The organism is Sinorhizobium sp. 7-81, from assembly GCF_030124405.1.
Classification (GTDB): Bacteria; Pseudomonadota; Alphaproteobacteria; order Rhizobiales; family Rhizobiaceae; genus Sinorhizobium; species Sinorhizobium psoraleae.
Map to the genome: position 1 here is coordinate 463,555 of NZ_JASKLT010000001.1, position 14,448 is coordinate 478,002.

Annotated in this window: 13 protein-coding genes and 1 tRNA gene; 10 read left to right on the forward strand and 4 right to left on the reverse strand. The window is 60.8% G+C overall.

The window, feature by feature from the left end; all coding sequences use genetic code 11:
• Nucleotides 1–158: 158 nt before the first annotated feature.
• Complete coding sequence (locus tag QN224_RS02245; protein WP_283975386.1) at nt 159–962, forward strand: aldo/keto reductase; 804 nt, start codon at nt 159–161, stop codon at nt 960–962.
• Between the two features lie 47 nt (nt 963–1,009).
• On the forward strand, nt 1,010–1,777 hold the full coding sequence (locus QN224_RS02250) for a hypothetical protein (protein ID WP_283975387.1): 768 nt from the start codon (nt 1,010–1,012) through the stop codon (nt 1,775–1,777).
• A gap of 131 nt (nt 1,778–1,908) precedes the next feature.
• On the opposite strand, the gene QN224_RS02255 is transcribed toward QN224_RS02250, so the two are convergent.
• Both QN224_RS02255 and QN224_RS02260 read right to left on the reverse strand, forming a co-directional pair.
• Nucleotides 1,909–1,984: transfer RNA gene (locus QN224_RS02255), tRNA-Thr, on the reverse strand.
• Nucleotides 1,985–2,059: 75 nt separating this feature from the next.
• Nucleotides 2,060–3,070 (reverse strand): nitronate monooxygenase family protein, encoded by a 1,011-nt coding sequence (locus QN224_RS02260; protein ID WP_283975388.1) that lies wholly within the window; start codon nt 3,068–3,070, stop codon nt 2,060–2,062.
• A gap of 390 nt (nt 3,071–3,460) precedes the next feature.
• On the opposite strand from QN224_RS02260, the gene QN224_RS02265 reads away from it, so the two are divergent.
• Nucleotides 3,461–4,618 (forward strand): biotin transporter BioY, encoded by a 1,158-nt coding sequence (locus QN224_RS02265; RefSeq protein ID WP_283975389.1) that lies wholly within the window; start codon nt 3,461–3,463, stop codon nt 4,616–4,618.
• A 21-nt stretch (nt 4,619–4,639) separates the two neighbouring features.
• Here QN224_RS02265 and ppk2 read toward each other — a convergent pair whose 3' ends face one another.
• Nucleotides 4,640–5,542: a polyphosphate kinase 2 gene (ppk2, locus tag QN224_RS02270; RefSeq protein ID WP_283975390.1), complete on the reverse strand. Its 903-nt coding sequence runs from the start codon at nt 5,540–5,542 to the stop codon at nt 4,640–4,642.
• Between the two features lie 137 nt (nt 5,543–5,679).
• On the opposite strand from ppk2, the gene phoR reads away from it, so the two are divergent.
• The 7 genes from phoR (at nt 5,680) to phoB (ending at nt 13,551) form a co-directional block, all read left to right on the forward strand.
• Nucleotides 5,680–6,939, forward strand: coding sequence for a phosphate regulon sensor histidine kinase PhoR (gene phoR / locus QN224_RS02275; RefSeq protein ID WP_173511019.1), 1,260 nt, complete (start codon nt 5,680–5,682; stop codon nt 6,937–6,939).
• Between the two features lie 194 nt (nt 6,940–7,133).
• Nucleotides 7,134–8,168: a substrate-binding domain-containing protein gene (locus QN224_RS02280; protein WP_269278614.1), complete on the forward strand. Its 1,035-nt coding sequence runs from the start codon at nt 7,134–7,136 to the stop codon at nt 8,166–8,168.
• 98 nt (nt 8,169–8,266) lie between these two features.
• The gene (gene pstC / locus QN224_RS02285; protein WP_173511017.1) at nt 8,267–9,751 is read left to right on the forward strand and encodes a phosphate ABC transporter permease subunit PstC; all 1,485 of its coding nucleotides are present in this window, start codon (nt 8,267–8,269) and stop codon (nt 9,749–9,751) included.
• Nucleotides 9,748–11,052, forward strand: a complete 1,305-nt coding sequence (gene pstA / locus QN224_RS02290) for a phosphate ABC transporter permease PstA (RefSeq protein WP_283975391.1) — start codon at nt 9,748–9,750, stop codon at nt 11,050–11,052. Before pstC ends, pstA begins: the two co-directional genes overlap by 4 nt.
• Before the next feature lie 13 nt (nt 11,053–11,065).
• Nucleotides 11,066–11,881: a phosphate ABC transporter ATP-binding protein PstB gene (pstB, locus tag QN224_RS02295; RefSeq protein ID WP_173511015.1), complete on the forward strand. Its 816-nt coding sequence runs from the start codon at nt 11,066–11,068 to the stop codon at nt 11,879–11,881.
• Nucleotides 11,882–11,948: 67 nt separating this feature from the next.
• Entirely contained in the window at nt 11,949–12,662 is a 714-nt protein-coding gene (gene phoU / locus QN224_RS02300; RefSeq protein WP_173511014.1) for a phosphate signaling complex protein PhoU, read from the forward strand.
• A gap of 205 nt (nt 12,663–12,867) precedes the next feature.
• Entirely contained in the window at nt 12,868–13,551 is a 684-nt protein-coding gene (phoB, locus tag QN224_RS02305; RefSeq protein ID WP_034797168.1) for a phosphate regulon transcriptional regulator PhoB, read from the forward strand.
• A gap of 77 nt (nt 13,552–13,628) precedes the next feature.
• Here phoB and QN224_RS02310 read toward each other — a convergent pair whose 3' ends face one another.
• On the reverse strand, nt 13,629–14,147 hold the full coding sequence (locus tag QN224_RS02310; protein ID WP_283975392.1) for a GcrA family cell cycle regulator: 519 nt from the start codon (nt 14,145–14,147) through the stop codon (nt 13,629–13,631).
• Between the last annotated feature and the right edge of the window lie 301 nt (nt 14,148–14,448).

Genomic DNA, 14,448 nt, shown 5'->3' on the forward strand with positions numbered 1-14,448 from the left:
CACTTCGATCCTGATAACCGTCCCATGAACGGCAGGCTGGCGCTTGCCGCCTCTGCCGAACCGCGCCGGTCCGGAGACGACCGCCCGGAACACTTTTCCTGAGCAGGTGTTTGGCGTGTGAGCGCGGCGCGGCGGCGTGATGGACAAAGGCGCAAATCATGGACCAGAAGACCGAGATAATGCTGCACACCGGAAACAAGATGCCTGTTCTGGGGCTCGGCACATGGCAACTGACGGACGACACGGCCGAGACGATCGCAACTGCCTTGAAGCTGGGCTATCGAATGATCGACACGTCCGGAGATTACGGGACCCAGCCCGGCATCGCAGACGGAATCAACAGGAGCGGCATCGAACGCGCCGACTTCTACCTGGTCACGAAAGTCGAGGAAGTGGACGACGCCTATCAAGCGACGCGCAAAAATCTCGACGAATTGCAGCTGGACTATGCCGATCTCATGCTCATACACCGTCCGCCGCGAACAGGAGCGGGGGAAGATCTGTGGCGAGGCCTGATCCGGGCGAAAGAGGAGGGTCTTGCGAAAGACATCGGCGTCAGCAACTACTCGATCGACCTCATGGATGCGTTGATAGATGCGACGGGCGAGGTGCCAACGGTCAATCAGATCGAGTGGAGCCCGTTCGGGCACAGCGATGACATGCTGCGTTATGCGAAGGAAAAGCAGATCGTCATCCAGGCATACAGCCCCCTCACGCGCACGAAACGGCTGCGGGACGAGACTCTCACGAAGATTGCCGCGAAATACGGCAAATCGCCGACGCAAGTGCTGGTCCGATGGAACCTGCAGCGCGGGACAGTTCCCATTCCCAAAGCCAACCAGCGGCAACATCTGGAAGAGAACATCGATGTGTTTGATTTCGATCTCGGCGAAGGCGACCTGAAAACCCTTGATGGCCTGAACGAGCGCTACTCGTCGCTGGGGACGCTTCCCTATAGCTGAGCATCAAGTCCGCTTGGCGAAGGACAGAGCATCAGGAGCAACAATCGATGGCTGAACCCGGGCAGGAGCGCGAAACGGTCGTTCTGGAAGAGGGCAATATCTTCTTTCTGTATCGACCCCGGGTGGAGGAAGAGCATCCCTCGAGTATCGGTGACGTGCAACGGTTCGAGATGGTGCTCCGTCCGCACGGCGGCGAGAAGGTCCGGCTCCTGGTTGTCGGGCGAAAGCGACTGCCCGAAGCCGAGCGGCACGAACGCCACTGGGGTTTTGTGGAGGCGACCAGGCATTCGGCCAAGGACGTTGAGAAAGAGCTTCGCGAGCGACGCTATGACACGGGCACACGGGCCGAGCGTCGGCAGCCGGCCGCGCGTCCCGCCGGGGAAGGCGTGTACGCAATCACGCTCGAAGACGGACAGATGCATCTCTCATACGCGCTCGAGCTTCCCGAAAAACCCGGCCAGGTGCAGAAAGCCTTCAAGATCGCCCCCGAGGCGAGCTACGCGCTATCGATCAAGAATCCGGAGAAGGGCAAGCCCGTCAATGCCGGGCTGCGCGAGGAGGATGAGGCCGACTATCCGGAGAAGCTGCAGGAGGAATTCAGAGGCCGGCGTTTTGCGCGCGAGGACGTTCGCCTCCTCGATTTCGAGGGCGCGGAGTTCATCCTGATCGGGGCACGTTCAAATCCCGAGTCCGAATATGGCCTCGATCTCGGCGCAGAGCACGAGAACTATGAGCACGCGGAAACCATCCGCCGGCTGCGCATGGTCAAGTCCCGCCATCCGGTCAAGCCATTGCTTGAGGGCGGCTGGGCCTGAGCGGTCGGCATGCTCCTTGCCTGCCGATTCCGCGTCGGATCATCGTCGGTGTGGCTCACGAGTCGGCAACGGGCGCGCGCTTGCTTGCTCGACGCAGTCGAGGGCATCTCATGCTAAATGCTTGGAATTAATGGTGCCGCTTACGTGACTCGAACACGTGACCCCATCATTACGAATGATGTGCTCTACCGACTGAGCTAAAGCGGCCCTGATGGCTCCGCGGTTGGCCGCGGAACGAAGTGTGAGGCGCTGATAAACGCAAAGCGCCAAGATTTCAAGCCATCAGTTTCGAGAACTTGAAAATTCCTTGGCCGGATGAACATCGCGACGGGCACCGAGCCCGAGCCGGGTTCGTGCCGCGTCATATTCCCGTTCCAGCCGGTCGACGAGCTCAGCCACCGTGCCGATCTCGCGGACGGCGCCGATGCCTTGGCCGCAGCCCCAGATGTCCTTCCAGGCCTTGGCGCCTTCGGCGGCGCTGCCGAAGTCCATCTTCGACGGGTCCGCTTCCGGCAGCTTGTCTGGATCCATGCCGGCTGCGCTGATCGAGGGCTTGAGATAGTTGCCGTGAATGCCGGTGAAATAGTTGGAATAAACGATGTCGGCGGCGCTGCTGTCGACGATCATCTGCTTGTAGGCATCACTGGCGCGCGCCTCTTCGGTGGCGATGAAGGAGGAGCCGATATAGGCCATGTCCGCGCCCATTGCCTGCGCGGCGAGGATGGCGCCGCCGGTGGCGATTGCGCCGGAAAGCAGGAGCGGTCCGTCGAACCATGCGCGGATCTCCTGAATGAGCGCGAAAGGCGAGAGCGTTCCGGCATGGCCGCCGGCCCCGGCCGCCACCGCGATCAGGCCGTCGGCACCCTTGCGGATTGCCGAATTGGCGTGGCGGTTGTTGATGACGTCATGGAGCACGATGCCGCCATAGGAATGGATCGCTGCGTTCACTTCCGGCACCGCACCGAGCGACGAGATGACGATCGGCACCTTGTATTTGACGCAGAGCATCAGGTCCTGCTCGAGCCTGGCATTCGACTTGTGGACGATCTGGTTGACCGCGAATGGCGCTGCCGGCCGGTCGGGATGCCTGGCCTTGTGATCGGCGAGCGTCTCGGTGATCTCCGCAAGCCACTCGTCCAGTTGCGATTGTGGACGAGCATTGAGGGCGGGAAAGGAACCGATGACGCCGGCTTTGCACTGCGCGATCGTCAGCCGGGGATGCGAGACGATGAAGAGCGGCGCGCCGACCACCGGCAGTCTCGTTGTTCCGGAAAGAATTGGCGGCAAAGGCATCAGGCTTCTCCATCCCTCATTGTTTGACGTTTGCGTAAACGTCAAAATAGATAACAGCAAACCGATGGACTTGCAAAGAGACGCATTTTACCCGTCGATCAGGTCCTCGTTCGATTTTCCCCGCGGAAGTCCCTGGTGGTCTTACGGCCGGACTTGCAGATTCCGAAAGCAACGGTTACCCAATCGTTAATAAAACCAATGTCGTGGATCGGGAAGGAAACCATCCTCTCCTCCCAAGGATGGGAATGCCCGCTTGGCCACGCCGTGCCGCTACAGCGTCGCGTCTCGTTAGACGCGCAAAAGGTCGCTGTGGTGCTTTGAATTGCTGCATGTTTCCTTAAATCGGTTGGGAAACATGCAGCAGGGCTTCGTTGTGCAGAAGGATTTGATGTGAGCGGACTCGAAACTGCGATCAGGAATGCACTGGAACGTTCCGACCGGACCAATGCGGAAATCCGCGCACGCATCTATCAGTCGGCCCGTCAGGCGCTGGAAAACGGACTGAAGAAGCAGCAGATCGAAGACCCGGATTTGATTGCGAAACAACGCCACCGGCTCGAAGCGGTCATTCATGCGATCGAGACCGAAGAACGCGCTGCGTTGCGGCGTGCCGCTGCACCACCGGTCGTCAGCCTCGGTGATGCAGGCGAGCGGGCGGCGCCGAAGACGGCGGCTGCCGACCTTTCCGTGTCTGCCCGCCGCGAGCCGGCTCCCGGCGGACAAGGACGTGCGGCGCAAGGCGAAAGCGACCTCGGCGCCCTGCGCGCTGATCGCGACGACTCGCTCGCCTCGGGGCGGTCCGTCGCTACACCCGCATCTCCGCCGCCAGGCGGCAAGACTGCGCCCGCTGCACCTGATTTGGGCGCTGCCGACAAGCGCCCCCGCAAGCGCCGGCGCGGGCGCTTGCTTTCCTTCGCCATGGTCCTGGCAACGCTCGCGGCGGCAGCCGGCGCTGCTGTCTGGTGGATCCAGACCAACGACCTGCTGAAATCTCCGGCCGAGCGCGACACCAACGTCGCCAATCCGCCTGCCACGGTGGAATCGGAAGATTTCGAAGGCGCCGCACGGCTTCAGAACCTCGGCGCACAGGAAGGCTTCTCCGGCGATTGGGTCGAGGTTTTCACCGCGGCGAACGCCGCCGCGATCAAGCCGGGCGCGCGCGCCACCGTCGAGCCTTTGAACGACGAGGGCGGAGAGCGCGTACGCGTGACGTCGGCGGTCGCCGACAAGGATGGAGATCTCGTCTTCGAAATTCCCGCGGATATCCTTGAGCACCTCTCGGGCAAATCATCGACACTGGCGCTCACGGTCCAGGCCGCGCCCGGCAAGACGGCAGAATTTTCCGTCGAATGCGACTTTTCTTCGCTCGGCGCCTGCGGCCGCCACCGGTTCACCGTTCATGACGAACGCCTCGACATGCTTTTCAAGGTTTCGTTCGAGCAGAGCCCTGCGCCAAGCAGTCCGGGCAGGCTCGTGCTCAACAGCGACGTTAGCGGAGCGGGCAACAGCCTGGATATTTTTGCGATCCGCGTGCTGCCGGGTCAGTGACGCGGTCAACCGCTTCGCGGGTCATTTCAGGAACCCCGGTCCGGAACCGACGATCTTGTCGTCGATCTCGCCGATAGCCGCCTTGTCCTTGCCGTCGTAATCCAGATTCTTGAGTATGTGGCGGATTAGGTTGATCCGGGCTCGGCGCTTGTCGTTGCCGCGGATGACAGTCCAGGGTGCATGGTCCGTGTGCGTCTCCTTGAGCATCCGGTCGCGCTTTTCGGTATAGTCATCCCACTTGTTCAGTGCCGCGATGTCCATCGGCGACAGCTTCCAGATCTTCAGCGGATCATGCCGGCGGTCGTGGAAACGCTTCAATTGCATCTCCCGGCCGATATTGAGCCAGAACTTGAAGAGCTGGATGCCCTCGTCGGCGATCATCTTCTCGAAGCGGGGCGCCTGCTTGAGAAAATGCTCGTACTGCTCGGACGTGCAGAAACCCATGACCGGTTCCACGCCGGCGCGGTTGTACCAGGAGCGATCGAAGAGTACAAATTCGCCGGCGGTCGGAAAAGTCGCCACGTAACGCTGGAAATACCATTGCCCGCGTTCGGTCTCGGTCGGCTTGGTAAGCGCGACGATGCGGGCGGAACGAGGGTTCATATAGGCCATTGTCGCGTGGATGGCGCCGCCCTTGCCGGCCGCGTCGCGCCCTTCGAAAACGGCCATCACGCGCTTGCCGGTAGCCTGCATCCAGAACTGGACCTTGACGAGCTCGATCTGAAGTTTCGTCAACGTTTCTTCGTACTCGTCCTCGTCGAGCTTCTTCTTGTAGGGGTAGTCGTCGGAAGAGAAGGCCTCGTCGTCGATCCATTTTGGCAGTTCAGGATTGTCGATATCGAAGATGCGGGACTTGCCGCCGATCCGCAATTCGACCGCCCGGGTCTCCGGTTTGGACTGGGCTGCCGCCGTTTCTGCCGCCATCTGTTCTGCCTCCCGCTGACGCTCGATTTCTTTGAAAGAGGCCATAATTGCGTTGCGGATTCAAGCATGTCGTGAAAATCATGTCATGAAGCAGCGCTATCTCTCTGCCTTCCCGGCGCATGATCAGGAGGGCGCAATTGAGTCATGAGGATGTTGTGTTGGACAATGCAAGGGTGCTCTGGCGGACCCTGCTGCCGAAGCTGAAGGCGGAACGGTGGGTTCTCGGCCTCTCGGTCTTGCTGGCCGTTCTCGCTACGCTCGCCGGTATTCATATCCTTGCCGTACTGCCGTTCTGGATCGTGCTTGCCGCGGCGCTGCTCAATCGCAGCGTGCCGTCCGTGCAGCCGGCTCCGGTAAGCGCCGTTGCGACCGAAAAGGGAAGGGACCCGCTGGTCCCGGCGTTGAACGCGCTCGACATGCCCGTGCTCGTCGTCGCGGCGGATGAAACCGTGCTCTTTCAGAACATTGCTGCCGAAAAGGCGTTCGGCACGATTCCCCCGAATAGCGACCTTTCCGCACGCGTCCGTTCGCCCGGCATTCTCGATATGGTTCGCGAGACCATCGCCACCGGTAAGATCAATCAGATCGAACACACCGAGAGGCTGCCGTCGGATGCTGTCTATGTCGTCAGGGTCGCACCCGCCGAGATTGAAGCCGATGCTTCGAGCCGGCGCATCTTCCTGCTGACCTATCGCGACATTTCGCAAGTGCGCCGCATCGACCGGATGCGCTCCGATTTCGTCGCCAATGCCAGCCATGAACTGCGCACGCCACTCGCCTCGCTGCGCGGCTTCATCGAAACGCTGCAGGGTCCGGCGCGCAACGACCTGAAGGCACAGGAGAGATTCTTCGGCATCATGCACGAGCAGGTCACCCGCATGAGCCGCCTCGTCGACGACCTCTTGTCGCTCTCCAGGCTCGAACTGAAGTCACATCTTGCCCCCGAGGACATGGTCGACCTGGCGCCGCTGCTCGGGCATGTGCGCGACAGCCTGCTGCCGCTCGCAACCGAGCTTGACGTCACGATCTCGCTCGATGTTCCTGATGCGCCGGTTTTTGTCCCAGGAGATCGCGACGAATTGATCGAGGTCTTCGAGAACCTGATCGAGAACGCGTGCAAGTACGGACAGGAAGGCAAGAAGGTGGACGTCCGGCTGACCGGAGACGAGGGCAAGCAGGCCGAGGTCACCGTCGAGGATTACGGGCGAGGCATTCCGGCCGAGCACGTACCGCGAATTACCGAACGTTTTTATCGCGTTAACGTGGAGGCGAGCCGCTCGAAAAAAGGCACCGGCCTGGGGCTTGCCATCGTCAAGCATATCCTCACGCGCCACCGTGCCCGTCTCCTAATTCATTCGGAGGTCGGGAAGGGTACGATCTTCACGGTCCGCTTCTGACACAAAACGTCGCCGGTTCATCGCGGATGTCGAAATTACGAAGCTTCTTCAATGACATAGACTGTCATAAATGTTTCACCGAATTGACATAAAAGGTGTGACCATCGGCGGCTAACTAGGGGCGGCCGATCATACGGCGAAGAGAGCGCTGGAACTGAAGCGCACCAACACAAGCCCATTCCGGGAGAACATCTATGAAAGCTCTTAAACTCACTGTAGCGGCGCTGGTCGCCTCCGCCGCGTTCGCGGGCACCGCAGCGGCTCGCGACCAGGTTCAGGTCGCTGGCTCGTCGACCGTTCTTCCCTACGCAAAGATCGTCGCCGAAACCTTCGGTGAGACCTTCCCCGACTTCAAGACGCCGGTTGTCGAGTCCGGCGGCTCGTCTGCCGGCCTCAAGGAATTCTGCAAGGGCGTCGGCGAAGACACGATCGATATCGCCAACTCCTCGCGCAAGATCAAGGACAGCGAAATCGAAGCCTGCAAGGCTGCCGGCGTGACCGAGATCCAGGAAGTCAAGATCGGTTATGACGGCATCGTCTTCGCGACCGATGCTGGCAACGCCGACCTCGCCCTGAAGCCGGAGCATCTCTACAAGGCGCTCGCAGCTGAAGTCGTCGTCGACGGCAAGCTCGTTGCCAACCCGTACAAGAAGTGGTCGGAAGTCGACGCTTCGCTTCCGGACGCCGAAATCGCTGCCTTCATCCCAGGCCAGAAGCACGGCACGCGCGAAGTCTTCGAGGAGAAGATCCTCGCTGAAGGCTGCAAGGAAGCCGGTGCCCAGGACGTCATCAAGGCAGCCGTCAGCGATGCCAAGGAACAGCTCGCCAAGTGCGTCGCTGTCCGCAAGGACGGCATGGCTGTCGACATCGACGGCGACTACACCGAAACGCTCGCCCGTATCGCTTCCAACAAGAGCGGCATCGGCGTGTTCGGCCTTTCGTTTTACGAGAACAACGCCGACAAGCTGAAGGTCGCTACCGTCAACGGCGTCGTTCCCTCGACGGAAACGATCGCTTCGGGCGAATACCCGGTTTCCCGTCCGCTGTTCTTCTACGTCAAGAAGGCCCATATGGGCGTTGTTCCCGGCCTCAAGGAATACGTCGAATTCTTCATCGACGACCAGATGATCGGCCCTGACAGCCCGCTCGCCGAATACGGCCTCGTTTCTGCTCCGGACGCAGAGCGTGAAGAAATCCGCAAGGCTTTCGAAGCCGGCAACATGCTCTAATTAAGACACGCCCCGGCGCGACCTGGTGTCGCGTCGGGGCATGCGTTCATTTTGATTTTGCCGGCGGCCATGGCGGTCTTTGCCGGGGAGACGTGCTGATGAGTACTTCGCTCCTTCTTTTGATCATAGTTTTGATTGGTTTCATTGCCTATTTTGCCGGTCGTGCGCGCTCGCTCGCGCAGTCCGGCGGTAAATTCGCGGACCTGCACTCCTTGCCCGGCTATCATGGCAGCTATGTCGCCATCTGGGCGATGCTGCCGGCGGCACTTGTGCTGGCCACCTGGCTGATCGCATCGCCGCTTTACATCGATTCCAGTGTCCGTTCTGCTCTTCCCGAGGCGGTAAAGAGCCAGGGCGCTGCAACGGTTCAGCTCGCACTCGGTCAGGTGAAGTCGGTTGCCGGCGGCCTCGTTCGCCTGGACGCGTCTGAACTCGCCGCGCTTGAAAATGGTTCGGCCAACCTGCGCGAAACGCTTGCCGCCAAGGGCGTAGCGCTGGCGGGAGAAGGCGAACCGTACATGATTGGGGCAGCGCAGCAGTTCAACGCCATGCGGACCTACAGTCGCTGGCTGATGAGCGCGGTCGTGCTGTTCGTTGCCGTTGCTGGCGGTGTGTATGCCATCCGCAACATCAGCACCCGCTTCCGCGCCCGCAATCGGGTGGAGCGCGTAATGCTCGCTTCGCTGATCGTTGCGTCCTCGATCGCCATTCTCACCACCATCGGTATCGTCGCTTCGATGTTGTCGGAGGCGGGCCGGTTCTTCAGCATGGTATCGCCCGCCGAGTTCTTCTTCGGCACGGTGTGGGACCCCCGTTTCGCGGCCGCCGGCAGCGGCGGCGCATCGGGCCAGTTCGGCCTCCTGCCGCTTCTCGGAGGCACACTCTATATCGCCTTAGTCGCCATGCTGTTTGCAGTGCCCATTGGTCTCTTCGCGGCGATATACATGGCAGAATACGCAAGCCCGCGGCTGCGTTCGACGGCGAAGCCGCTCCTCGAAGTGCTCGCCGGCATCCCGACGATCGTCTACGGCTTCTTTGCGCTCGTCACGGTCGGACCGTTCCTGCGCGATATCTCGACGCAACTGAACGGCCTCCTCACCGGCAACTACCAGAACTTCATCCAGGCGCAGAGCGTACTGACTGCTGGCATCGTCATGGGCATCATGCTGATCCCCTTCGTATCGTCGCTCTCCGATGACATCATCACGCAGGTTCCGCGTGCATTGCGCGACGGCTCGCTCGGACTTGGGGCAACGCGTTCAGAGACGGTGAAGAAGGTCATCCTGCCGGCCGCACTGCCCGGCATTGTCGGTGCGCTGCTTCTGACGGCGTCACGCGCGGTTGGCGAGACGATGATCGTCGTGCTTGCAGCGGGCGTGGCGGCGCGCATGCAACTGACGCCTTTCGAGCCGATGACGACGGTGACGGTGAAGATCGTTCACCAGCTGACGGGTGACCTGGAATTCACGTCGCCACAGACGTTGGTCGCGTTCGCGCTCGGCATCACGCTCTTCGTCATCACGCTCTGCCTCAACATATACGCGCTCTATATCGTGCGCAAATATCGGGAACAGTACGAATGACCGACCTTGCTTCCCCGACGGTAAGGGTCTCGACCCGTCCTGCCGAAACCCGCCGCGATATCGGTATCAAGCGCCGCTATGCTGCCGAGCGCCGTTTCCGGGCCTATGGCATCAGCGCCATCGTCCTCGGTCTGTTCTTCCTCGCGGTCCTCGTCACGACGGTCGTTTCGAAGGGCTACACTGCATTCCTGCAGACGACGATCACGCTGCCGATCGAGTTTTCGGAAAAGGTCATCGATCCTAAAAACGAGCGCGCGACCGACGCCAAGCAGCTGATGACGGCCAACTATCCGTTGCTCGTTCGCGATGCGCTCGTTAAGCAACTCGGGCTCGACGCGACGAAGCGGCCTCTGGTCAAGCAGGCGACGGATATGATCTCCGCCAGCGCACGCACGCAGCTGCGCAACATCGTCGTCGCGGATCCGTCGATCATCGGCAAAACGGTGCCGGTGACGCTGCTTGCCGAAGCGAACATCGATTCCGCTTTCAAGGGCCAGATCGACCTGTCGGTCGCTGAAACCAATCGCAAGGTCAAGGACCAGCAGGTTGCCTGGATGAACGAGCTCGCCGATGCCGGCATACTCAAGACGAGCTTCAACACGGGTATCTTCACATTCGGCGCATCGAGCCGTCCGGAAGCGGCGGGCGTTGGCGTTGCCCTGATCGGCTCTCTCTACATGATGCTGATCGTTCTGGTTCTGTCGCTGCCGATCGGCGTGGCCGCCTCGATCTATCTCGAGGAGTTCGCACCAAAGAACCGGCTTACCGACCTGATCGAAGTCAACATCAACAACCTCGCGGCCGTACCGTCAATTGTCTACGGCCTTCTCGGCCTCGCCGTCTTTATAAATTTCGCCGGCTTGCCGCGTTCGGCCGCGCTCGTCGGCGGTTTCGTGCCGACGATCATCATCGCCACGCGGGCGGCTCTGAAGGCCGTTCCACCGTCGATCCGTTCCGCCGCGCTCGGTCTCGGCGCATCGAAGATGCAAACGATTTTCCATCACGTGTTGCCGCTTGCCATGCCTGGCATCCTGACCGGAACGATCATCGGCCTTGCGCACGCCCTCGGCGAAACCGCGCCGTTGCTGTTGATCGGCATGGTCGCCTTCGTGGTTGATTTTCCGGGATCGCCGCTGGAGCCGTCCACGGCCCTCCCGGTGCAGATCTATATGTGGGCGAACGAGGCGGAGCGCGCCTTTGTCGAGCGGACGTCCGGGGCGATCATCATTCTCTTGATCTTCCTGGTCTTCATGAACCTGGGCGCAATTCTCTTGCGGCGTCGCTTTGAGCGCCGCTGGTAGTGGGGTAAGGACTATGAACATGATGTCGGAAGCTGCAGTGGAAAAGGCTCTGGACCTGAAAATGAACACGGTGCCCTACAAGATGATCGGCAAGGATGTGTCGGTCTATTACGGCGAGAAGCGCGCGCTCTTCGACGTCAATCTCAACATCCGTGAAAACACCGTGACAGCCCTGATCGGTCCATCGGGCTGCGGCAAGTCGACGTTCCTGCGCACGCTGAACCGCATGAACGATACGATCGAGAACTGCCGGGTGACCGGCAAGATCACGCTCGACGAGGACGATATTTACGATCCGAGCATCGATGTCGTGGAACTGCGCGCCCGTGTCGGCATGGTGTTCCAGAAGCCGAACCCGTTCCCGAAATCTATCTACGAGAACGTCGCCTACGGTCCTCGTATTCATGGTCTCGCCCGCACGAAAGCGGAATTCGATGAGGTCGTCGAAACGAGCCTGCAAAAGGCGGGCCTTTTCAATGAGGTCAAAGATCGGCTGCAAGAGCCGGGCACCGGCCTCTCCGGCGGTCAGCAGCAGCGCCTCTGTATCGCGCGCGCCGTTGCGGTCAGCCCCGAAGTGATCCTGATGGACGAGCCCTGCTCGGCGCTCGATCCGATCGCCACCGCGAAGGTCGAGGAGCTCATTCACGAGCTGCGTGCGAATTTCACGATCGTGATCGTGACCCATTCGATGCAGCAGGCCGCGCGTGTGTCGCAACGCACCGCCATGTTCCACCTCGGCAATCTCGTCGAGGAGAACGACACCGACAAGATGTTCACCAATCCGGATGATCAGCGCACGCAGGACTATATTATGGGTCGGTTCGGCTAAAGCGGTTTCCAACCCTTACGATCGATGAAGGTCCGTCCAGAACAGCGCGCGCCTTGAGGAAACGAAAATGACTCATGCACACATAATGTCCGCCTTCGACGAGGAGTTGAAATATCTCACGCGCCGGATCTCCGAGATGGGCGGGCTTGCCGAGCAGATGGTGGCGGACTCTGTCCGGGCGCTGGTGAACTCGGATCTGGCCTTGGCGCAGAAGGTGATTTCGGACGACGCGATCCTCGACGACGCCGAGCGTCAGATCGGCGAGAAGGCGATCGTCACCATCGCCAAGCGTCAGCCAATGGCGTCGGATCTCCGCGAGATCATGGGGTCGATCCGGATCGCCGCCGATTTGGAGCGTGTCGGCGACCTCGGCAAGAATACCGCCAAACGCGTGATCGCGGTCGCCGGATCCGGCATTCCGCGCAAGCTCGCGCGTGGCCTGGAGCATCTTGCGGAGCTGGCCCTGGTCCAGCTCAAGGAAGTGCTCGACGTCTATGCCTCCCGTTCGCCGGAAAAGGCGAACAGCATCCGCGAGCGCGATGAAGAGATCGACGCGATCTACACGTCGCTTTTCCGCGAGTTGCTGACCTATATGATGGAAGATCCGCGCAACATCACGCCGTGCACGCATCTTCTCTTCTGCGCCAAGAACATCGAGCGTATCGGCGACCATGCGACCAACATCGCCGAAACGATCTATTACATGGCGACGGGTGCTCAGCCGCAAGGCGAACGGCCGAAGGACGACACGACGTCGTCGCTGGGCTCCGTGACGGACTAGAGCAATTCCAGGACAACGGTTTTTCGTCCGGAGTTGCGTCGTTCAGAGATTTAGGTCGTTTCACTGTTTCAATGAAACGATCTAGGGCGCCCGATACCCGCATGCGCAGGTGCATGCGTTAATCTTGTCCCGGTCGCGAGTATTCGCGCCCGTATTGTGCCGCGGTGGCATGACGGCACCCGCGCGTGGGAAGGAGCATGACCGAATGTTGCCGAAGATCGCTGTTGTCGAGGACGAGGAGGCGCTGAGCGTCCTCCTGCGCTACAATCTCGAGGCCGAAGGATTCGACGTCGATACGATCCTGCGTGGAGACGAGGCTGAAATCCGCCTTCAGGAGCGGTTGCCCGATCTGTTGATCCTCGACTGGATGCTGCCCGGAGTGTCCGGCATCGAACTTTGCCGCCGGCTGCGGCAGAGGCCGGAAACGGAGCGCCTGCCGATTATCATGCTGACTGCGCGCGGCGAGGAAAGCGAGCGGGTTCGTGGTCTCGCCACCGGCGCGGACGACTATGTCGTCAAGCCGTTCTCTACGCCGGAACTGATGGCAAGGGTGAAGGCGATGCTGCGGCGCGCCAAGCCCGAGGTACTTTCGACGCTCTTGCGCTGCGGCGACATCGAGCTCGATCGCGAGACGCACCGGGTCCACAGGCGCAGCCGCGAGGTTCGGCTCGGACCGACGGAGTTCCGGCTGCTGGAGTTCCTGATGTCCTCGCCGGGGCGCGTCTTCTCCCGTTCACAGCTTCTCGACGGCGTGTGGGGTCATGACATTTATGTCGACGAACGCACAGTGGACGTGCATGTCGGTCGTCTGCGCAAGGCGCTGAACTTTTCGAACATGCCCGATGTCATTCGCACCGTGCGCGGTGCCGGCTATTCACTTGAAAGCTGAAGGCCGCTGTTGTCCGGTTTCTGCATGCATAAAAAAGGGGCCTTTAGGCCCCTTTTCATTTGCGTTCGCAAGACCGATCAGCGCATCCGCCGGCGCTCGCCGGAAGGCTGATAGGCGAGCCGCGTGTGATAGCTGCAATAAGGCGACGATTCCGGCGAGTCATTGCCGCAGAAATGGAACTCTTCCTTCAAAGGATCGCCGATCGGCCACTTGCAGGTGCGCTCGCTGAGCTCCGTCAGGCCGAGGCGGCGGGACATCGGAACGACGACATTGGGTGCGTGTTCGAGGTCCTGATCCGCGACGAGATCGACTTCGATCTCTTCCTTGAGCACGGTGGCACCAGCGGTGCGGGTGACGGTGCGGGTTGTGACACGCGCGGCGTAATTCGGCGCGCGGGGAGCGGAAGTGGTGCGCTTCGGGCGTGCGGCAGTGGTCGCGCCGCCGGCCTTGGCCCGCCCCGGCAGGCTCAGCCGGTGAACCTTGCCGATGACGGCATTACGGCTGACGCCACCCAGTTGTGCCGCGATCTGGCTGGCGCTCAGGCCTTCCGACCACAGCTTCTTCAGTTTCTCCACCCGCTCGTCAGTCCAGTTCATTCTGCACTCTCCGTTCTCGGCGTTGGATGGCAGAATCCATCACCATGCTCCGGAAAAACTCCGGAGCTGCAACGCGATAACTCTTTTGGTGACTAGGTCCGCCGCATGCGTCTAGTAATTGAATATTAACCTACTGGCAGGGTGACTCCGTGGCAAGAGTCGCGGGAATCGCGCCGAATCGATTTCGGGGTTTTCCCCAACTTGCTCGCTGGCCGTTGCATTTTTGCAAGCCCTCGCCGGACGTTTTTTCGCACGTCGGAATCTAAGCCTTCAGGGCCGTTGCAAGCCTTGGTTTTGTTGA